The following is a 21429-nucleotide window of genomic DNA, read 5'->3' as shown; positions in this document are numbered from 1 at the left end:
ACTGATGCGCGTACGCACGGCAGGGGTGTTCGTTCTGGCGGTGACCTGCGGGGTGGCCCTGTGTGCCCAAGCCGCCGAGGAGTCGACGAACGGGTTGGCCCGCACGATCCTGCTGATCGACGATGAGGACGTCCTTTACCGCTCCGGGACCAAGCGACAGGTTCAGCCGTTCACCCGGCACCCGGCAAACCCGCTCATCAGGTGCGACAAACCGTGGGAGGTCGCCATTGCGTGGATGAGCGTTTACCGGAGCCCCGAAACCGGTCTGTACCAGCTCTGGTACCAGGCGTTCTCGGGCAATCGCGCTACCCAACGCACGCACGCCTGCGTGGTGTGCTACGCCGAATCCAGAGACGGTATTCACTTTGCCAAGCCGGAACTGGACCTTTTTCCGTTCAACGATATCAGGAAGACCAACATCGTGCTGATCGGTGCCGGTGGCACGTCGGTCCGGTACGCCAACTCGGTCATCGTCGACCCCGCGGACCCTGATCCCACCAGGCGTTACAAGATGACGTTCTTCGACTTCGGCAAGAGCAGCGGGAAGGAGTACCCGGGCCTACACGTGGCGTTTTCGCCCGACGGCATCCATTGGACGAAGCACCCCGAGATGCCGCTGCTGCACTCGTTCTACGGAAACTACGGCACGGTCCTGCCATATTCCGACGAGCCCGGGCGAGATTGGGATGTCCCCCTGTCGATGTCGGACGCAGTGGATGTCTTCCAAGACACGAAGCGTGGCGTCTTCGCCATCTACGGAAAGATGTGGTTTGACGGCCCGGACGGAGGGATGGGCTTCAAACACGGTATGGGCCGGACCGAAAGCAAGGACTTCATTCACTGGTCCACGCCGCAACTTGTTCTTACCCCCGATGATCTCGACTCGCCCTGGGTCGAGTTTCACACTGCCCCTGTGTTCCTGTATGGAGATGTGTATTTTTCGCTCATCCAGATTCTGGATCGCGCAAAGGGTGGTGGGGTCATCGACATTGAGATGGCGACGAGTCGCGACGGCCTGCGCTGGGATCGTCCCTTCCGCCACGCCTTCGTGCTGGCCCGCGCGCCTGGAAGCGCCTTCGACAGCGGGTCCGTCTTTACCAGTTCGACGCCGGTTGTCCTTGAGGATGAGATTCGTTTCTACTACGGGGCGTACTCGCAGGGGGCTACCGGCGGAGACGACTACAACCTGGGGAGCGGAATCGGCTTCGCCTCGATCCCTCGCGATCGGTTTGCCGGGATTCGGTCTGTGGAACGTAGCGACCAGCCAACGCTTCTGAAGCCTCTCGAGCACGTCGGCCAGGTCACGCTGAAGCCGATCGACCTTGCGGGGTACACCGGCATCCTGGTCAATGCGGACGCCTCCGCGGGGTCCGTGCGAGTCGAAGTGCTCGACAAACGTGGAAAACGCGTTCGCGGCTTCTCGCGCGACGACTGTCTTCCGGTCAAGGGCGACTCTCTCCGGCACCCCGTGGCATGGAAGGACCGGAGACTCGGCGACCTGGCCGCGGGCAAGCACATGCTTCGTCTACACCTGGAACGTGCGACGGTGTATGCGGTCACTTTGATAAACAGTAATGAGAATTAATAAGAGTTTCAAGCTTCTGCACGATCTGGCTAACGGGCGGGATCGCTCTGTGCGGTCAGGCGGGCGAACCTGTGCGCATCGGATCGCAACTCGAACTGTTCGTCGACGATGCCCGGATCGAGAGCATGAACGGGGCTTCGCTGAGGCTGCACTCCCCGAGCCCCCGTGAACTGACCATCGTTCACGATCAGCCCCGGGAGGGCAACGTCTGCGCCTACCACACGGTCTTCCAGGATGGGGAGGTCTGCGCTCGTTGCACAATTGAAGTCGCGCCTGCTTGTTCATCTTCAACCGTCCGCCATAAGCGGCCTCGTTCGCTTCTGCCGACCTCCTTCGCCTGAGCGCACCCCCTGAAGGCCTTCCGGGACCGAGAAGCTAGGTAGGCGCGCACGCTCAACGGGAACCACGTACTTCCCGTACGCAACAATAGGAGCAGTGGCGGAGTCGCATCCGCCGCCGCTCCCAAAAGAACATCGCGAAACCCCGTGGTGTTCAGGCGGTCTTCCGCCGCCGGATGGCCAGACCGGCAACTCCTCCGAGCAGCAGCAGTGCGGAAGTCGGTTCCGGAACCATGTCCAGGCAGACCGGGAAGCCGCCGTCGGTGCTCGAGGTGTAGTTGCCGAAGAACATCGCGAACCCGATGTCCTTGTTCGACGCCCCTGGTATGGTTGGCATTGCCGTGTCGCCAACACCGTTCACCAACCAAGAGAATGTGTTGGCCCCTCGGGTGTATGAGACCTCCCATGTCGTCCACTGGTCGGTCAGGATCGTGGTGCCGGTGGGAACGTAGTTGCTTCCATCGTAGGCGTTGACCACCCCGCCCCGGATTGTCGTCGTGAAGATGACATCATCATACCAGGGCGACGTCGGCGTCCCGGTCGTGCGAAGGGCAAATTGATAGTCATCGTCGTGCCCACCGCCTGTGAAATAGGCGCGAGACCGCCATGTGAACTTGTCGCCCACCACCGTGATGGGATCGAACTTGGCTTTGAGCTGAGCCCCGCCGGCGCCATCGTGGAGCAGCTTCAAGTAACCGTCGCCCTCCTGCACTCCCGGTATGGCGGCGTCGGTCACGATGTTGCCGGAAGTGCCCTCATCGACAATCCATGTGCCGACGTCGGCCAATGGCTGGGCCCCGAGGGTGTCGTTTCCTCCGCTGGCCGTGGTGTTGTAGTTGTCCGAAACCAGAACCGCGTCGTTTCGCAGAATCTCCGTGCCCACGGCGGGCGACAGGATGATTCCCGTAACCATGGCGGCCAGTGCCGTAAGACCCACATATCGCATTAGGTCTCCCTCCAGAAAAGCTGACAACAGTCGCGGGCAAATCACGCAGAACAGATCAATCGTCTTGGTGCGACCACCTCCTTTGCTGCGGCACTCCTCGGGTGAGTGCCGCTGCGGCGGCCCAGGTCGTTCGGCCAGAGGCCGCCTTCAGGAACCCAGTGTCCCTCCTCCCGTGGCGGACACGCTAACCGTCCGCCCGCCACCGATGGCCTTCCGGCACACGCCGAGGGGACGGAGTCTCGTCATTCACGGTGCGCACAGCACCGTGTCCGCCGGGACACTGGGCCCGCTCACACACAGCTCGAATGACGCAAAGTCACTCCGATCGACGGTCGAGTTCTTGTCTCGATCGAAGCAATAGCAGCCCGGTAGCAGCCCGGTCGTCGCGCCTGTGAAACACGCCTGAAACGCGCCGAAGTCGACCTGGTCCACGTCGTTGTCGCCGTCGTGGTCCGCCCACACAGGATGACAGACCTCCTGGCCGACGATCTCGACCCTCAGGTTGTCGAAGATGACTTCGCTGGTGGCCGCGGGGTTAGCCTGGAACACGAAGAAGCCGGTGTAGTTGGCCATGTCCATGTCCAGCGGGTTGCCGCCACCGAACTCACCGAGGACATGGCCGCCCACCCCACCGTCATCGAGCGGCGTCATGGTGAGATCCACCGTGCGTGCTCCAACATCGACAGTTGCACTGCAGCGGAACCAGTGTCCGATCACTTGATTCACGTCCGTTACGGGTATGATGTTGTGCCATTCTCCGCCGTAGTACCAATTCCAGCCGATCGGCAGACCGTCATCGGTGGTGGAATCAAACCGGGTACCGTATACGTTCAGGTTCAATGTGCCGTCGGCGGCAAAACCGGACAGGCAGAACGAGAGGCCGCGGTTCGTGTGCTGCACGATCTTGAAGTCGTAACTCAGCTTCATGATGCCTGTCGTGCTGCTGGCGGGCGGCATCCAGCGAAGCCCCACGCCGCTGCGCGTTCCACCGGCGGGTTCGAACCACTTGAGGCTGTGCGTCCCGCCACCGGCCGGGCTCGGATCCGTCGTGATCACCTCGATCAGCGGCGGGCTCGAGCAGATGGGCGGCGGAGACATGACCAGACTGGGCGCCACCTCCCATCCACCTGTCGAACCGGCCGGATCGGTCTCGAATGCCTGGACCAACGGCAGGGCCAGCGTCGTCGTTGCCGGCCCGCAGGACGTATGCAGGGTGAAGTCGCCCCTGGCCGTGCCGTTGCCCGCCACGCGGATGAGGTATACTTGGCCCGATACAACCGGTGTCTGGAGGCATGAGGCGGATGTCCCCGCGCAATCGTCGCTGCAGGCCAGCGTGTTGCCGAGCGTACCTGGACACTCCCCGTGCACCGAGAGGACGGTGTTGTACGCCGATCCGCAGGTATCCGCCGACAGCACGCCGTCGCATGTCGCGGTGTACGCATACCAGACGTCGACCGCGGTTCCCGAATTGCCGCACGAAGCGTCACCATCACCGGTGGCCCACGTCGTTGAGCCCGTCACGGTCCCGTCGCCGATGGCCGCGGCGTTCTCGCAGGAATCGTTGGGTGGCGGCGGGGGGGGAGGCGGCGTTGTGACGCTCAACGTGTAGGTCCCCTTGGCTCCGCTCACGCCGCTCACACGCACGAAGTACGTTGAACCGGCGGTCACCGACACGCTCAAACAGGAATCCGTACCTCCACACGGTGAGCCGGCACAGTTGTCGCTGCACCCGATCTCACCCCCCCCGCACGAGCTGTAGACACTGAGGACGGTGTCAAACTCGGAGCCGCACGTTGCCAGAGCGAGAGTGCCCGAGTTGAAAGGTGTCACCTTGTACCAGACATCCGCGGTGCCGTCGGAAGTCCCGCAGGAGGCGGTTCCGTCGGCGGTCGCCAGTGCCGTGGAGCCACCGTAAGTCCCGTCGCCGATGGCCATCGCTCTCGCGCAGGTGTCGTTCAGCAGCACGTCCGCCGGCACGGCGTCAAGATACCAATCGTTGTACCAGTTGCTGACCTGGAATAGGACGCTATCCACGCTCGCCAGCACGTTGGCTGCGGGAATCGAAACCGAAGCACCACCATCCAACGTCACCGTCAGGGCATCCGCACCGGTCAGGTACTCGACTTCCAGCAGGTGCCATGCACCGAAGGAGGCGGTCAGGCTTGTGCTCTGCCAACCGCCTGCATAGTACTGGAGTACGCCACCGCCCCCGAATTGCACATTCTGGAGGTATAAACCTCCACCCAGGAGACCGAACTGAGCGGACAGAGCCTTGGTTTCCCAGCCGGGGAGGGCGAATTCCTGAAGGTAGAGCATCGTGGTCACCTTCACTGTCTGCCCGACGGTGGAAGCGGAGGCCATGACGGCAGTCGCGCCAGCAGAATCCCCTTCGTTGCGATAGAAGTTCAGGGCATGGGCACCTTCGTAAGCGCCCGCGATCGGCGCGTTATCCACCACGCGACAGCGCGTGTCACCGTTGTCGCCGACGTTCCAGGTTCCCACCGCGGCCGCGCCGGGCAACTGCCCGGGCGTATCCGCCTCAAAGCCGCCCGCGTCGAACACCACGGTACCGTCGACGGTGATCGTCACCGCCTCCGCCGGCGTAACCAGCCCCATCATGGCCACGCAGGCCACCAGGGCCACGACTGCACATTGTGTCCGCGTCATCTTCTTCCTCCTTGAGTTCTTGGCCAGACCTGGGACCTGCCCCTGTGTCCTGCGGCCTCGATCTGCCTGGAAGCCTGGTGTACCGAACAGGGAGAGAAGCTCGCGCCAGCGGCCACCCTCCGCACCAAGGAAAGCGGCGTACCCAAGGGGAAATGCCCAGATCGCAAGTCGCGCCGCCGTTCCCGCCGAACGCGACTCGCTCCGGGAGTTGGCTTGAATCCTCTGCTGGTCACGCAGGCCGCCTCCGAGGTGACAACAGACCAGCGACTGGGTACGAGGTGTTATCAGCATATTACGAAGGGACCGACCTGTCAAGCGGCTATCGAACGGAGCCGACGCTTTTTTCGGACTTTCCGACTTGACAGTCTCCGGCCGCGGAGTACTTGTGTTATTATGGAATAACGATCCCTCGCCTGCATTGGCTCTCACTTGGGAGCTCGCACGTGTCGGAACAGCTCTTGGCAAATGCGCGGAAGCTCTTTCCCAGCAGGCTTTTGCATAGGCCAGATTCCACGTTGATCGAGGTCCGAGTCGTCGTCGCCATCGTTGCTCTATTGCTCTTGAGCTTCGGGCATTCGCGTCAATCTCTCCGAGACGCCGACCTGGAGACTTGGACCGACCCAGCAGGTAGTCTCAGCTTGAGGGCAAGTTGACTGCATCAGGGAGCCAATGCTCATGAGTCGCTCAACTCGGCGCACATTCCTGGGCGGATGCCAGACTCTCGCGATCGGCTGCGCTTTGAACAGGTTCAGGAGAACCGCGTCGGGGACCGAGCCGTCGCCCGCCTCACGGCCGTCGCCCGCCTCACGGCCGTCGCCCCCGCAGCTCAATGGACTTCGCCTTCGGCCCATTGATCTGCGTGACGCGATCAGGATGGCCGTCGAGCACATCTACCACGGTGCGGTGGATCGACGGCGCGGGTATTTGCCGGTGGTGCGGTTTGATCTGACGGAGTCCCCGCCGTGTGCGCAGCACTCGTCCTGGGGATCGCCGCACATGGTGGGGCGGTTTATCGACGCCCTTGCGGTGAGCGCTCCGATAGTCAGCGTCCCGGCCGACATGGAGGTGCTGAGCGGGCTGCGGAGGCTCCTGTTCGCATCGCTCGATAACCCGACAGGGTTTGCGTTCGATATCGGGCCCGACCCCGACGGCCGCCGCAGCGCGTGCATGCATCACTGCCGGGAGGTGCTGCTGGCGCTGGCGGGTCTTGCGACCTGGCAGAAGTGCGACGAGTCGGCGGGACGGGCGAGGCGATTCGTACGGGACATCGAGGTGGCCACGCGGGCGACGGGCACTTTTCCCGCCGGCTTTCGGCTGGAGGCCGGCTGGGACGAGCTCGACGGCTCGCATCGCTACCCACCGATGAACTCCGGCCGGCTCATCGGGGCGCTGTTACGTTACTACCGTGCGATACGTGACCCGATCGCGATCGACCTCGCGGTGCGTCTCGCCGACTACAATCTGGCCCGCGCGTTCACACCCAGCGGCGACCTGACGGAGATGGCCGGCACGCACCTGCATTCCATCGAAGGTACTGTGACCGGGCTGATCGATCTGGGCCGGGTACTCGGCGACGCGGAGTACGTCGAGGCCGGCAGGCGCATCTACGACGTCGGGCTGCGTCCGTGGCGTACCAGTTTCGGGTGGGCGGCGGAGAAGCGTATCAACGGGCCCGGACGCGGGGAGGCGAACAACACGGGCGATCTGATTCAAACGGCGCTGCTGCTCGGGCAAGGGGGTCACCGTGCGTACTTCGCCGATGCCGAACGCTTCATCCGCAATGGTCTTCTGGCCAGCCAGGTCGTCAACACCGACTGGATAGCCGATTCCGACGGGCGTCCGGATACGCCGGAGACGATCTACAGCGATGTGCGCCGGCGTGCGCGGGGCGGGTTTGTGTTCACGACGCCGAGCGACTACCACTCGTACGCCACGGACCTGGTCGGCGGGGCCGTGCAGAGCCTCTGCGACGCCTGGAACTCGATCGTCACGCAGGACCAGGCGGGGCTGCACGTCAACCTGCTGCTAAGCCGTCCGAGCGAAGCGGTCACGGTCAGGAGCCACCTCCCGGTGGAGGGTCGGGTGGAGGCCACGATGCACCGGCCTGGCCCGCTCTTCATAAGGGCCCCCCACTGGTTATCACGGGAGTCCCTCAGACTCAGGATCAATGACCAGGAGCAGCCCGCCCGGCCCCTTCATCACGAGACCTTCGTGGCGAACCTCACCGGGGGCGATCGGGTCGAGCTGACCTTCGCTCAGCCCCAGCAGCGAGTTGCGGAAAAGGCCGCCGGGCACCCCGAGCCGTTTTCCGTCGAGTGGCTGGGCGACACGGTGACGAACATCAATCCCCAAGGCAGGGTCGTGCGGCTGTACTGAGCAGCCGAACACCAGCCGGCCACCGCCAGGGAGGCCTTCATGGCCGCTTTGGCTTGCTGCAGCATCCACGCGCCTGACTCCTGCAGCGACAGCTTCATGCTATTCCGGCGATACGCTTCTCTTGTCCGGCTTTGAAGGACCGGTTCCGGGCCCGCGCTTCGGGAGTCCGCGAGCGTGACGAATGAAACCAAGGGTAGCATGGATTGACGCAAGTGCGACTCGGCGAGACGAGCGGGACAGGACGAGCAGGATGGACAGGATTCGCCACGTCATCCTGTCCATTCTATTCATCCTCCTCGCAATCCTGGCTTCGACGTTCGTTGATCCTTCATCCCCGTCCCTCCGCAACCTTGGGGGACTACTTCCTCTCGGCTTGGCGACTTCCTCTGCACGGAGCGCAGCCCCTGGTCCCCCCTTCTTCGGCCGTACTGTCAGTGCGGAATGGCCGCGAGGCCGAGTGCAGCGGTGGAGAGAAGCCCGAACGCGAGGTTGAGCTGACCGGTTGCGCCGTCCAGGGAGCGAAACTGGGCGGGATCGGTGCTCGTCTTTCGGGCGAGGGCACGGCGCATGAGTCGCACCGCAAGAGGCAAAGCGAGAAACGTGATCAGGAATGTAAGTGGCATCCTCGGCCCGACGCCGCAACGACTCAACACGATAAGCGCCAGCACGACCGCGAACGGCGAGAAGACCAGGAATCCATAATAGGTGGCGGAGAAACGATCACCGAGTAACGAAGCCATCGTCCGCGCGCCCCGGCGACAACTCGACGCCGCAGCGGTGGCAGAATAGAGGTGAGTCTTTCATCGCGATGATCCTTCATCGATGGGCGGCGTCTATCCCGGCGTCGCGGCTTCTGAAGGCATGGGTGATGTCCCCGCTCGCGCCACGGTCAGTCCTCCAAAGAAGGCGGGCTCTCCACACCTCGTGCGGAGAGCCCGCGTTGTCTTGTCCGCGCTCGGTCCTTCTCAGTACTCGCGGGTCTTGGTGATACCCGGCTGGGGGACGGGATACCTTCCGTCGGGACCGGCCTTGAGTGGCGCGGGCGAATCCGCGGTCAGCTTATCGAGCCCCGGGGCAAACTCGTGATCGGAGTTCAGGATCTGCTCCAACGTGATCACCTGGCCGGTATGAGCAGCCATGCGGCCCATCGAGGTCACGAGGCTGGCTTCAACGCCGCGCTTGGTTTCGTTGTACGGCTTGTCATTGCGGATGGCGTCCATCAGGTCGTCCCACTCGTTCTGATAGGGATCGCCCTCGCCGTCCTTGACCTTGGACTCCCAGAACTTGTCCGAGTCCTTCATGGCCTGGCCCTTGAAAAGCCTGGAAGGTCCGCCGCAGTCGCCTCCAGCAGAGGCGATCGCCGAGCCCTTGGTGCCGTGCAGGAAGCTCGCGTAGGTATCGTCGCACCCGTTGATGCACCGGCCGTCGAAGTTGAACTTGGTTCCGTCGGCGTAGGTGTATTCGACCGCGTAGGTGTCCAGGTTCTGATCCACGGAGAGGACGCCTTTGGAGATCTCGCGGTAGTGGCGGCCGCCGAGAGCCTGAGCCTTGACCGGCCAGGCGCCCTTCATCCAGCCGAGGTGGTCGATGATGTGGATGTAGAAGTCGCTGTAGTTCCCGCCACCAGCCCAGAGGAAGCTGTGGAAACGCTGGACCTGGTACATCAGATCGCTGACGCCGGCGGGTTTGGGCGGTGAGGCGAAGTAGCCAATCGGCCCGTGCATGCGGTAACCGCGCTGCAGGATGATGTCGCCGATCTCGCCGTCCTGGACGCGCTTGGCCAGGTCCGCCAGTGCCCGACTGTGGCGGGACATCAGACCCACGCCCACCTTGAGGTTCTTCTTCGACGCGGCCTCGCCGAGTGCGAACATGCGCTTCGAGGTCGGGCCGTCGACGGTCACCGGCTTTTCCATGAAGACATGCAGGCCCTTCTCGATCGCGTAGGTGAAGTGGACCCAGCGGAACGCCGGCGGCGTTCCGAAGACGGCGATGTCGCCCGGCTTAAGGCAATCCATGGCCTTCTTGTAGGCGTCGAAACCGAGGAACTGGCGGTCGGGCGGGACGTCCACGCTCGCCTTGAACCGCTCGTTTCCGTGGAGGTGGTTGTAGCTGCCCTTGAGGCGGTCGGGAAAGACGTCCGCCATGGCAACGAGTTTGATGGGGCCTCCTTTGGTGGACAGGGCTTGTTCAACGGCCCCGGTGCCACGGCCGCCGCAGCCGATGAGAGCGACCTGGATCGCATCGCTGCCCGCGGCGTAGACCGAGGGTACGATGACGCCGGAGAGGGCGGAGGCGGTTGCCAGACAACCGGTGTTTCTCAGAAACTCGCGACGGGACGACATCGAGCAATTGATCTTCTTCATGGCCGGTTTCCGATTCATGGGATGGGGGTCCGTAAGCTCCGTCACGGCCACCGGGACCCTACGATGGTAGCCGGATGAGCATGAGTGTCGTTCCCGGACACGCCGGTGTCAAGCGCCTTGTTCGAGGAAGAAAGGGCGAAGCAAGGACTGTGCGCCGATCAGGATCGCTCTCGTCCGGATCGGCCTCGCGGCCGCACCCTGGTGGCTGCTTGTTGTTATCTTCATTAGACCTCGGCCGTTGCGACGGAGGCGCCCGAGGATTGGCGGGGATCCGCAGATAACCTTGGGACCGAAGCATGGGGGGAAGACGATGCTACCCTGCATCGCGGATGTGGACGGCCGCTTGCGGTGAAAACATTGGCAGCGGCCGAACATGGCCTGGGCTTCGAATCGCCCTTGTTGATCACCAGGGCAAGCCCTTATAGTGATCATTGTTCGTCGAGCACATACGGAGGACTTGCGATGCGTGACTTTTCGACACGACGTTCGTTCCTGCAGGCGATGGGTGCGGGCGCGGCCGCTCTGGGGCTTCAGCAATCGGCCCGCTCCGAGAAGGAGCCGATCCCGGGCTTTGAGAAAACGCCTGCCGACGCGGACTCGTCCAAAAGCTGGAAACCCTTCTCCGACCGCAAGATTCGTGTAGGCATCGTAGGATACGGCGTGTGCCAGTTCGGGGCCGCCTTCAGTTTCCAGGATCACCCCAACGTCAAGGTGACGGCCGTCAGTGACCTCTTCCCCGACCGCTGTGCCAACTTGGCCAAGGTCTGCCGGTGCGAGAAGACCTACCCGTCGCTCGAGGAACTGGTCAAGGACGACACGATTGAGGCCGTCTTCGTGGCTACGGACGCCCCATCGCACGCCAAGCATTGCATCGAGGTTCTCAACCACGGCAAGCATGTCTGTACGGCCGTTCCCGTCTTCCGGGGCGATATCGACGACGCCGAGCGATTGCTGGAATGTGTCAACAAGAACCGGGGCCTGGTCTATGCCATGTTCGAGACCTCCGTCTTCCACAACGACTTGTACGCCATGCAGAAGTTGTACGCGGCCGACGTCTTCGGGCATATCGTTTACTCGGAAGGGGAATACTGCCATCCACATTCCCTGGGAGCCCCCGCGATCGGATCCTACAAGGACTGGCGCAAGAACGGCGCGCCGATGTGGTATCCGACCCACGCGACCGCCTACTATGTCGGCGTGACTCACGGCAGCTTGCTGGAAGTGAGTTGCCAGGGAACAGCCCCGTTCGATAAGAGCAAACGCACGCCCAACGGCGTCGGCAATATTTTCAATTCGGAAGTCGGACTGTTCCGGACGCGCGAGGGAGGACTGTGCCGTATCATTGTCTGCGGCTCCCAGGGCGAGTATCTGGAAGCCGGAAGGCTTCGGGGGGAATATGGCGGCTACGACTGGCACAACGGGCGGTCGGACGGCTTCGTGGGTGACGCCGAAGGCCAACGGCGATTCAAGAAAGCGATCGAACAAGGCGTGCAGACGAAGAAACCCGCCTTGCCGCCCGGTATCGAGCCGGGCGGGCACGGCGGTTCGCACGGGTATTTGTGTGACGACTTCATTGACGCCATCCTCCGGGGCCGGAAACCGGCGGTCGATGTGATCGACGCATTGAACATGACCGTCCCCGGCTACTATGCCCATCTGTCGGCCACGAAGGACGGCGAGACCTTGAAGATCCCGCAGTATTCGCTGTAGGCATCCGTCTGTTCGGCGTTCATCCCGCGCGTCGGGCGTGTATGCCGGGCGGGGCGGGATGGTCGCGGCGGGGCGGCCCTAGTGTGGTTTCTCCGCCAGATCGTACACGCGAACGTAGTCAACCAGGAACGCATCGGGCAGCGTGGCCTCCTTGATGTCTCCGGCCCACTTTCCGATTTCATCGCTGAGTTTGATGAACTCAGGCACCTGGGATACGCCACCGGCGCTGGTTCGCCACGTTTCCTTGCCGTCGACGTAGAACACGTATTCGTCGGACTTCCACCACAGGGCAAAGGTATGCCAGCCGTCCATCACCGCGGGGATGTTGACCACCGTGCTTGCGGACTTGTGTTCCTTGCCGTATCCGTCCCAATGAAGGGCGCAGTTGACTCTCTCGTCCATCCGCGGCTTCTCCATGATGTCGATTTCCGTGCCGTCACGGCCCTCGTCGCCGACCTTGCCCACGCCATCGCCCATGATCCAGAACGCCGGCCAGTGGCCCGCTTGCCTGTGCAACTGGATACGAGCCACGTAATAACCGAAACAATGCTCGAACTTGTCTCTGGTCCGCACGCAGCCATCCAGGTACTTGTCGTCTTCCTTCAGGACGCTCATGACCAAGTGCCCCTTGCCGTCGAGGGAGATGGCTTTCCGCGACCAGTAGCCGTCACGTCGCTTGTATTCAGGAATGCCCCACTTGGTTGCATCGAGCTCCGTCCCATCGAACTCGTCGTGCCAGACCAGCCTCCAGGTCTTACCTTCGGGGGCGGCCGGCAGGGTGTCTTTCACGTTGGTGAGCTGGGAACACGCGGTCAACTGGAGCAGGAGCAAAGATGGGATTGCGAGCAACCGTTTCATTTTCCGGTCCTTTCAAAAGAGGGATGTGCCTTACCAGCAACCACGAGTCGGAAACCCCGGCATCGGACGCTATATCGTATGGTTGACGCTTGCGATGCTATGTCGGCACCGATGTTTGTCAAGGCGGCGTTTGCGCCGAGCCGGGTTGAGCGCCGGACGATCAGCCGACATTTGCCCCTGCAAGGTCCACACGGTAGGTTGGAGCTGGACTCGAACGCGGTGCATGCGCTCATGCCGAGCTGTCGAGCCAATGTCTATTTCAGGTGAGACGGCGATGAAGATCATGCTCGTCACTATCCTGGGTTTACTGCAGGCCTTGGACACGGCCGCGGTTGGTGCTCCGGCTCATACCTACTATGTGGACGCGGCGAGCGGCGACGATTCGAGCGACGGTCTGAAGGCGGAAACGGCGTGGCGCTCGCTGGCCAAGGTTAACCACGCGTCTCTGGCCCCTGGCGACCGGGTCCTGTTCCGTCGCGGCCAGACGTGGCGAGGACAATTGATCCCGCATGACGGCAATGCCAATGGAGACGTCACCTACGGCGCCTTCGGACGGGTGACAAGCCCATTCTGCTGGGCTCCGTGGCCGCCGATCACCCTGAGGACTGGCAGCCGGCCGGCGAGCATCTCTGGGACACGAAACCTCTGCGATTCGAGCCGGTCGGCAATCAAACCGATTTACCGCAGCAACGCTGGTCGCTGCATCACGAGGGCGGCGCATCGTGTGATCTCGCCCGCGACAAGCAGGACGCGGATGGTAAGACAACGCTCCGGCTGACCTGCCGAAAGCCCGGGACGCGATCCAATCACCTGCAGCTGTTCATCTCCGGGCTTGCCGTGCAGGAAGGCGAGTACTACCTCGTCTCCTTCCAGGCCCAGGCCACCAAGCCATTCACGCCGGCTTCGGTCGCCCTGATGAAACAGGACTCACCGTGGACATCCTACGCCTCGCCGGAGACGGACCCGCCGACCATCGGCACAACCTGGGCCGAGTACACAATCCGGTTCCGTGTGACAACCACGGCCGCCGATGCCCGAATCACCGTGTTTCTCGGCGGCGCTCTGCCCGCGGATTCCACGCTGCTGGTGAAGCCGGGGCGACTCACGCAGGCACGGTGCAATCAGTCGATGCCTCTTTCAGTGGACGTGGGCAACATCATCTTCGATCACGGCAAGACCACCGGCGTGAAGAAATGGAAGCTCGACGATCTCCGCCGCGACGGGGACTACCTGTACGACGCCCGCTCCTGGCAAGTGAAACTCCGCTCCGATGCCAATCCAGCGACACGCTACCGGAGTATCGAACTGGCTCTGCGACGGCACATCGTCGATCAGAGCGGGCGAGGCCATGTGAGCTACGAGAACCTCGACCTGCGCTATGGCGCCGCCCACGGCTTCGGCGGCGGAGGCGTCCATCACATCACCATCCGCGGCTGCGAAATCTCCTACATCGGCGGCGGCCATCAGCTCACGCGACCCGATGGTTCGCCCGTCCGCTTCGGCAACGGCATCGAATTCTGGGCCGACGCGCGCGGCTGCCTCGTGGAGGACTGCCGCATCTGGGAAATCTACGATGCCGCGTTGACCAACCAGGGCAGCGGCAAGAACGTGCAGGAGAACATCACCTATCGCCGCAACGTGATCTGGAACAGCGAGTACTCCTTCGAGTATTGGAACCGCGAGGCCGCCAGCCGAACGAACAACATCGTGTTCGAACACAACACCTGTGTGGATGCCGGATTCGGCTGGGGCCACGGCCAGCGGCCGGACCCCAACGGGCGGCATCTCATGTTCTACGATAACACCGCAGCCACGACCAAGGTGATGATCCGCCACAACATCTTCTGCAACGCGACCGACAGCCTCATGCGCTTGCACGGGCGGGACTGGACCGCCGAACTCGCGATGGACTTCAACTGCTGGATTCAGGCTCGCGGCCCGTGGGTGTTGTGGGACAAGCAGAATGTGGGTGCCGAAGGCTTCTCCGCTTTCATGCGCTCACATGGCCTCGATGGTCACTCTGTCCTGGCCGATCCGAAGTTCGTCGATGCGGCAAAACGTGACTACCACCTGACCCCGGACAGCCCGGCTCGCGGCCTGGCCGGTCAGGGCAAAGCCGCAGGTGCCTTGCCTTAAGGACCACGGCCTGGATCGGCGGCAGGATGTCGCGCTCTGCGCTGGTGATCTATCGGCGGGTGAAAACTCCTTCGCCCGACCACTGGCTCAATGGCACGGCGGCGTCCGCCTGAGTGGCAGGGGTCTGGGCCGCGGTTGCCGATGCCACGATCATCGTTACGACGAACGGCAGTATTCTACGCAGGTTGTTGCCCCACAGCGATCCGCGGAAGCGAATTCCCGCAAGAAACAAGGTCCGCGTGACCTTGTCTTGATGATCTTGCCCAGCCGCGCCGCTGAGCCGTGTTCTGTTGTTCAACATCAAACCCAGAGATTGCATGCTTCCTTGGATAGAGTCGATTACCGCCGTTGCATCAGGTCGTCGATGGCTTTCGCCAATTCGACCAGGTAATCGTTGCCTCGAGGGTGCCGAGTGAGAGCGACCAGGATGTAGTGGCGGTCCGGGCCGGTGACCACCGCGGCGTCGTGGTTCCAGTCCTCCCACGAGCCCCATTTGCGGATGATCTGCACGTGGCGATCGGCGAGGCCCCTGACGAACTTGATATCATCGTGCGGAATATCAGGGGAAGCGAATATCTCGCGCATGGTTCGTGATGCCTCGGGCGAGATAAGCTTCCCCTTTTCGAGGAGCAGAAAGTACCGGAGCAGTTGGCGAACGGTGGCAGCGTGGGAATGATCGCCGACGAGGTCGGGATACCGCTCTTCACCCTTGCCGTAGTGCTTGCCCACCCAGATGCCGCCGCCGCGAGCCTTGTCGTAGAACCCTTGGTCGTTAAGCACGCCCTGGATCGCCTTGAGACCGAGCTGCCGCGAGTACTTGGCGGCCATCTCGTTGCTGCTGGCCTTGACCATGAGGCCCAGTTCATGCCGTGTCACTGGGTCGAGGCTGGTCGCTGCCTCGGCGTGCAACTGGAAGTACGCGAGCAGGATCCCGATCTTCGGTATGCTGGCGGCGTATTCGATCCGATCCGGGTGAATCATCGCCAGCCGAGGAGCCTTGAGGTCGAGCACGCCGACGGCGGTCTGCTCAGTGGTCATGCCATGTCGCCGGCGCAGATTGGCATCGATGTGCTCGACCTGAGCCTGTAGCGGTGGATCCGTCGGCGAGTCGTAGTTGAGCACATACCGCTCGATTGGCTGGCTCGCCGGTCCGGTCGCACAGGAGCAAAGGCAGGTCATGGTGAGTGTGGCGATGGTCAGCAGATGCCGCACTGGCGAGACTTCCTTTCGTGAGACACGTTTCTCATCGAATTGGAGCTAGGGCTGCGGGCCCGTGAAGCATCGCTGAAAGACGCCGAAATCGTTCTGGTCCACGTCGCCGTCATTGTCGAGATCCGCCTTCTGACGGCACGAGGCATCGGCCTGGAGGACGCCCGGACCGCTCACGCAGGCTAGGAAGACCTCGAAGTCGTTGCCGTCCACATCGCAGTCCTCGTCGTAATCCGTGGGGCACTCGGTGCAACCCCAGGGCGTGACCAACCGTACCCGATCCAGCGACGTGGTCTCCTGAACCGAAGATCCGAACTCGGCGGGGATGCGCATCGCAATTACGTTCGCCAGCACGGCCTGAAAACCCGTTTCAGAGCAGACCGCGCCGGCCTTCGTGTTGTACCGGAATGAATCGGCCAGGAGTAGCACCTCGTAACGTGTCCAGGAAGTGGCCGGCAACGGTGTGATCTCGGCGACAAGTACCGTCGAGTTTGCGCCGACCAGGACCACCACGTTATCCTGAAGCCAGGTGTTGTGGCTGGATTTCAGGCTGAACTGGATCCGCCCGCCCTCATACGAGCTGAGGTTACCGAGTTGTTCCGCGGGTGCCTGAAAAAAGAAGCAATTACTGGTTTGATCGGTGCCACTAATGTACCCGACTGAGTCGCCGCCGGTGGCGTGCCACGTGGCGGGATAGGCGGCCAGCGCATCCCGGTAGGCCACCCCACATTGCAGGTCGGCCACCACCCATCCGTCCGAGTCGGATGTGAAGTTCCATTGGATCTGGGCTTGCGCCCGCGGCAGCAGTCCGGTCGTGGTGCCCATGCAGGCGACAATAATCGCTGCCCATCGTGATCGCATCTCTGGCATCGTATACCCTCCTCGCATGGCAGCGGAGGCGGCATCGTGGCCTGCCGTCATTCGATACGGTGCATGTGAGGGCCTTCGCTGGCGAACGCTTCCGATTTGGCCTTGCCCGGCTACGTCGCCGGGTAGGTCTATGTATTATACGGCGTGTCCGGCCTCGACACGAGGGGAGAAGCGGACAAGCGCCACTCGCCCTTGCTCCCGCGGCCCGCCGTTGCCTGCAACCGAAGTGACATCTTCAGTGCCAGGCTTACCAGAAGATACTCTGCCGCGTCGTTTCCACAAGGGTCGCGCACCATAGTTGAGGTCTCCGCCTGTGTTCCCACGTGGTTGCACCTGAACGGCTGAACCGTTTGCTCGCCACATCGGCGTTGATGGCTCCACGGCGGCCGGGCACCTGCGCGGGCGATACGTTCATCGGCAGCCTCGCGGTCTCCCTCGGCGAAGGCGTACCGATGCGCGATGCCGTCCTGCGTGCGAATGCGGCCGCCGCGCTCTCGGTTGCCAAGATCGGAACGCAGCTGTCCTTCCCCAAGCGTGGAGTTGCGGGCTGAGTGGAGGTCGGATGGCCTACGAGGGCTGGCAATCATCCATAGGAGCACCGCCCGCCAGATTGGAGATGACCAGACGGGATGCACCCCCCGACTGGGAGCCCATCTGCTTTGCCGTCGTCCCCTCCTCCACGTCTCTACCGCTATGGATACCGTTCCTACCCATCACCGTCCCGACCGCCTTCCTGTGGTGGCGTGACCGCCGCCGCTTCCCATCCGGTCACTCCTCGCAGTGTGGCTATAACTTGACCGGGAACACGAGTCGCACTTGCCCAGAATGCGGGTCGCCGGTGCCAGCCCGACTAGAGGACGCAACGGCAATTCACTCGACCAGCGAAAACGAGTAAGATGGGCCGTACACTTGGAGGCCCACATGACACGCAAGGTCCATCTCAGTTGTCTCGATCTGGTCCTGCTGCTTAGACGATCGGGCCAGACCATCCGGTTCCACGCCAGAAGCGGCGTCACGCGCCGTCAACGTCGCGACACAGCAATACAAAGGAGGCATCGCCGATTACATCCGCGTACGGGTGGCCCAACAGAACCTGATCACCGAGCAGTCTCGGTTGATCTCAACTCGTGGCTCCGCCGCACACCGCATGATCACGCTGTGTCGCGCGCTGGGCGGCGGCTGGGAACTGCGACAGGGAAACGACCCGGTGCCGGCTGAGATCAAGGACCAGATACGCAAACGCACGAATTGGGGCGCGATGATTGACGCCGATCGCGTTCCATGAGACCCTGAGCAGAAAGAGCGCCGGCCGAAAAGCAGCAGTTGGTGTCCTGAACCTGGTTTCAGCGTGGCGGGCATCCGCAACGCGAGGCAGCGAGCAACACAGGCTTTCATGCGGAACCGGTCGATGATCACCGATTCCCGGTATTTGGAGGACAGACAAATGACCCTGTTACGAAGATACCTCTCCTACGGAGCGATGCTTGGCATCGCCGCTGCAGCCATGTCGGTAGGCTGCGCATCTCAGGAAGCCCGAATACGCGAGATCGATCCCCAGGCCGATCCGATCTTCAAGCGGATGTGCGCGACCATGGACGCCGCGAAGACGTTTCGGGTCCGTGTACAGGCGACGATCGACAGACCCGTGGGCACCGGGCAACTCGCCCAGTTCCACCGCTCCAGCATGGTCACCGTGGCCCGGCCCGACCGGCTGAGGGCAGAAACCGAATCCGACGATGGCAAGTGGTCTGTCTGGTATCGCGGCCGCACGCTGGTGATACTCGACAAGGACGCCAACGCCTATGCGACTGAGAAGGTGCCGGGCCGCATCGGCGAGATGCTCGACTACATGGTCGACCATTACGATCTGGTGATACCGCTGGCCGACCTGCTGGCCGGCAAGACCTACGATTCGCTGTTGGCCAACGTCGACTCCGGCGCCTATCTGGGTCTTCATGCGGTCGGCGAGACAGAGTGTCATCATCTCCTGTTCCGCCAGGAGAATATCGACTGGCAGATCTGGATCGACGCGGGCAAAGTGGCGGTTCCGCGAAAGCTGTTGATCACGTATACCCAGGAGCCGGACCAGCCACAGTACATCGCCACGATGGATGATTGGGACCTCGCACCGGCCGTTTCGGAACAGACATTTACCTTTGCCCCGTCGGCGGGGGCAAAGAGCGTTCCGATGTCTGAGCTGGTGACCGATGAAGAAGGAGCACAGCCATGACCAGTCGTCAATACCGGTGGCTCGCGTTGTTCTGCATGTTCGCTGTCGCACTCATGGGTGACACCGCATACGCGATCGGACGTGGTGGTGGTGGCGGCGGGCGACGCGGCGGAGGAGGATTCCGAGGGGGCGGAGGCGGAGTCAGCCGTCCATCCTACTCCGGCAGCGGGAGTATCCGCTACTCATCACCGCGGCCCTCCACGCCATCCTATTCCCGACCATCGACGCCCTCGTACTCGCGGCCGTCGAACCCGTCATATCGACCCAGCACCGCCGGCGGGAGCGTGGCGCCGCGGCCCAGCACCGCGAGCGGCAGCGTCGCACCTCGGCCCAGTACCGCTGGAGGAAGCGTTGCCCCCAGGCCCAGCACCGCCGGCGGCAGCGTCGCGCCCGGACCGGCGATCGCAAGGGGGGCTACAACCACGATCCGGCGGCCGACTCCGGGTTCATCCGGTGCAGCCTCGATCTCGCGGCCGGTCAGTCCCGCTCAACTGCCGGCAAACACCGGATCGCTCGTTCACCACGGCTCCATCACGACGCCGGGCGGTACCACGATCAGCGGCATCAAGGGGCCCGGGGGTGGCGGTGCTGTCAGCGTTAAGGGACCCGACGGCGGGAGTGCCGGTGCCATCAAAGGCCCCGGCGGTGGCGCAGCCGCGGGCGTCAAAGGGCCTGAGGGCGGCGCGGCCGGTGCCGTTAGAGGTCCCAACGGTGGTGCGGCCGCTGGCATCCGAGGACCGGGGGGTGCGGCAGCGGGTGCTGTCCGCGGACCCTATGGCGGCGGCGCGGTCGGCGTCAGAGGACCCGGAGGAGCAGCCGCCGGCGCAGCGTGGGGACCCGCGGGCTACGGCGTCGCGGGCGTGCGAGGCCCGTACGGCGGCCGCTATGTCACCACCCTGCCTGCCGGTGCCATTCACTACCCGTGGCACGGAAACGACTACTGGCACTCGGGCTGGGCCTGGTTCACCGCCGGATGGGTCGCCGGAGCCGTGTGCTACAGCTGGGCGTATCCGCCGGTCGGGTACTACTACCCCGCCCTCCCTCCACAATACGAGACGGTTGTCATTAACAACACAACCTACTACGAGTCGGAAGGTGTGTACTACCAGGATGGTGAGCAGGACGGCAAAAAGGGCTACGTCGTTGCCGAATCCCCGGCGCCACCGGGAGAATCGGCCGCGGCCAAGGGCCCCAATCCTTTCGAGATCCTCAAGGGTGCGTGCGATTACCTCGCCGGCCTCGACAAGTTCAGCATGGTCGCCAATACGACCCGCGATGAGATCCGCGTGTCCGGCGACAAGGTCCAGGTCTCAGAGCGGCGGGCCATCTGCGTGAGCCGGCCGGATAAAGTAGCGGTCGAAGTCACCGGCGACAACGGCGCCAGACGAATGGTCTACGACGGCAAGACGGTCTCAATGCTCGATCGCTCGAAGAGCCTCTACACCGTCGTCGAGGTTCCCAATACGATCGACGCCGCACTCGACACCCTCGCCGTGAAGTACGAAGTCGTCTTTCCTCTCGAGGATCTGATGTACAAAGACCTGTACGACAGGGTATTGACCCGCATCACAGCGGGTGATTACCTCGGAACGGCTACCGTGAACGGCCGCAAGTGCCATCACCTGGTGTTCGTGGCCGGCGACTCGAGCTGGGAGTTCTGGATCGAGGCTGAAGGCAAACCGGTTCTTCGTAAGATCACCATCGACTACGGGCAAAATGAGACCCGATCGCGATACACGGCGGATATCGCTGGTTGGAGCGGCTCACCCTCGTTCAATGAGGGGACATTCGCGTTCAAGCTGCCTGGCAACGTCAAACGCTTCGAGATGTCGCCCCTGAACAGAGGAGAGTAGCTTTGCAGATCAAGTTCCACGGCGGGGGCCAGGAGTACCGCGCCGATTACCTGCCGGCCGAGTCGAGTACCGGCATGTTCGGCGGCAACTCCAACTGGCGGGGGCCAGTCTGGATGCCGGTTAACGCCATGATCATCCGGGCGCTCCTGAGTTTCTATCTATACCCCCCAGTTGCATAAAAGCCAGCACGAAGGTGCCGAATTGCACGGCCCGGCCGGGCGAATCGTGCCCGGCGGCCGTTGCTCCCGGAGTTCACCGGCGGTGAGGTTCGCGAACCGCAGGGCTATA

At 63.0% G+C, this 21429-nt stretch carries 17 protein-coding genes; 9 read left to right on the top strand and 8 right to left on the bottom strand.

Annotated elements, in window-relative coordinates:
* Positions 1-4: 4 nt before the first annotated feature.
* Complete coding sequence (locus tag KA354_13225; GenBank protein MBP7935602.1) at positions 5-1585, top strand: hypothetical protein; 1581 nt, start codon at positions 5-7, stop codon at positions 1583-1585.
* A gap of 492 nt (positions 1586-2077) precedes the next feature.
* On the opposite strand, the gene KA354_13220 is transcribed toward KA354_13225, so the two are convergent.
* Both KA354_13220 and KA354_13215 read right to left on the bottom strand, forming a co-directional pair.
* A complete protein-coding gene (locus tag KA354_13220; GenBank protein ID MBP7935601.1) occupies positions 2078-2869 on the bottom strand; it encodes a PEP-CTERM sorting domain-containing protein in 792 nt (263 codons plus the stop codon).
* A gap of 246 nt (positions 2870-3115) precedes the next feature.
* A complete protein-coding gene (locus KA354_13215; GenBank protein MBP7935600.1) occupies positions 3116-5536 on the bottom strand; it encodes a hypothetical protein in 2421 nt (806 codons plus the stop codon).
* 675 nt (positions 5537-6211) lie between these two features.
* On the opposite strand from KA354_13215, the gene KA354_13210 reads away from it, so the two are divergent.
* Positions 6212-7912 (top strand): hypothetical protein, encoded by a 1701-nt coding sequence (locus KA354_13210; protein ID MBP7935599.1) that lies wholly within the window; start codon positions 6212-6214, stop codon positions 7910-7912.
* Positions 7913-8343: 431 nt separating this feature from the next.
* Here KA354_13210 and KA354_13205 read toward each other — a convergent pair whose 3' ends face one another.
* Together KA354_13205 and KA354_13200 are read right to left on the bottom strand one after the other, a co-directional pair.
* Positions 8344-8652 (bottom strand): hypothetical protein, encoded by a 309-nt coding sequence (locus KA354_13205; protein ID MBP7935598.1) that lies wholly within the window; start codon positions 8650-8652, stop codon positions 8344-8346.
* A gap of 225 nt (positions 8653-8877) precedes the next feature.
* Positions 8878-10275 carry a Gfo/Idh/MocA family oxidoreductase gene (locus tag KA354_13200; protein MBP7935597.1) on the bottom strand — a complete coding sequence of 466 codons (1398 nt, stop codon included), beginning with the start codon at positions 10273-10275 and terminating at the stop codon, positions 8878-8880.
* 462 nt (positions 10276-10737) lie between these two features.
* Here KA354_13200 and KA354_13195 point away from each other — a divergent pair, with 462 nt between their 5' ends.
* Complete coding sequence (locus KA354_13195; GenBank protein MBP7935596.1) at positions 10738-11985, top strand: Gfo/Idh/MocA family oxidoreductase; 1248 nt, start codon at positions 10738-10740, stop codon at positions 11983-11985.
* 78 nt (positions 11986-12063) lie between these two features.
* On the opposite strand, the gene KA354_13190 is transcribed toward KA354_13195, so the two are convergent.
* Positions 12064-12843: a glycoside hydrolase family 16 protein gene (locus KA354_13190; GenBank protein ID MBP7935595.1), complete on the bottom strand. Its 780-nt coding sequence runs from the start codon at positions 12841-12843 to the stop codon at positions 12064-12066.
* Between the two features lie 582 nt (positions 12844-13425).
* Here KA354_13190 and KA354_13185 point away from each other — a divergent pair.
* On the top strand, positions 13426-14979 hold the full coding sequence (locus KA354_13185) for a right-handed parallel beta-helix repeat-containing protein (GenBank protein MBP7935594.1): 1554 nt from the start codon (positions 13426-13428) through the stop codon (positions 14977-14979).
* Positions 14980-15318: 339 nt separating this feature from the next.
* Here KA354_13185 and KA354_13180 read toward each other — a convergent pair whose 3' ends face one another.
* The gene (locus KA354_13180; GenBank protein MBP7935593.1) at positions 15319-16191 is read right to left on the bottom strand and encodes a serine hydrolase; all 873 of its coding nucleotides are present in this window, start codon (positions 16189-16191) and stop codon (positions 15319-15321) included.
* 45 nt (positions 16192-16236) lie between these two features.
* A complete protein-coding gene (locus tag KA354_13175) occupies positions 16237-17058 on the bottom strand; it encodes a hypothetical protein (GenBank protein MBP7935592.1) in 822 nt (273 codons plus the stop codon).
* A 371-nt stretch (positions 17059-17429) separates the two neighbouring features.
* Between KA354_13175 and KA354_13170 the strand changes: the two genes are divergently transcribed.
* The 3 genes from KA354_13170 (at position 17430) to KA354_13160 (ending at position 19288) form a co-directional block, all read left to right on the top strand.
* On the top strand, positions 17430-17609 hold the full coding sequence (locus KA354_13170) for a hypothetical protein (GenBank protein MBP7935591.1): 180 nt from the start codon (positions 17430-17432) through the stop codon (positions 17607-17609).
* A gap of 563 nt (positions 17610-18172) precedes the next feature.
* Positions 18173-18343 carry a hypothetical protein gene (locus KA354_13165; GenBank protein ID MBP7935590.1) on the top strand — a complete coding sequence of 57 codons (171 nt, stop codon included), beginning with the start codon at positions 18173-18175 and terminating at the stop codon, positions 18341-18343.
* 159 nt (positions 18344-18502) lie between these two features.
* On the top strand, positions 18503-19288 hold the full coding sequence (locus tag KA354_13160) for a DUF2092 domain-containing protein (GenBank protein ID MBP7935589.1): 786 nt from the start codon (positions 18503-18505) through the stop codon (positions 19286-19288).
* Positions 19289-19496: 208 nt separating this feature from the next.
* Here KA354_13160 and KA354_13155 read toward each other — a convergent pair whose 3' ends face one another.
* Positions 19497-19712 (bottom strand): hypothetical protein, encoded by a 216-nt coding sequence (locus tag KA354_13155; GenBank protein ID MBP7935588.1) that lies wholly within the window; start codon positions 19710-19712, stop codon positions 19497-19499.
* Positions 19713-20148: 436 nt separating this feature from the next.
* Here KA354_13155 and KA354_13150 point away from each other — a divergent pair, with 436 nt between their 5' ends.
* A complete protein-coding gene (locus tag KA354_13150) occupies positions 20149-21141 on the top strand; it encodes a DUF2092 domain-containing protein (protein ID MBP7935587.1) in 993 nt (330 codons plus the stop codon).
* A gap of 2 nt (positions 21142-21143) precedes the next feature.
* Positions 21144-21320: a hypothetical protein gene (locus tag KA354_13145; GenBank protein MBP7935586.1), complete on the top strand. Its 177-nt coding sequence runs from the start codon at positions 21144-21146 to the stop codon at positions 21318-21320.
* Positions 21321-21429: the final 109 nt, after the last annotated feature.

It is taken from the genome of Phycisphaerae bacterium (genome assembly GCA_018003015.1).
In the GTDB taxonomy this organism is placed as follows: Bacteria; Planctomycetota; Phycisphaerae; order UBA1845; family PWPN01; genus JAGNEZ01.
Note: the sequence above shows the minus strand (reverse complement) of the source record. Positions and strands in the feature narration are given on the sequence as shown.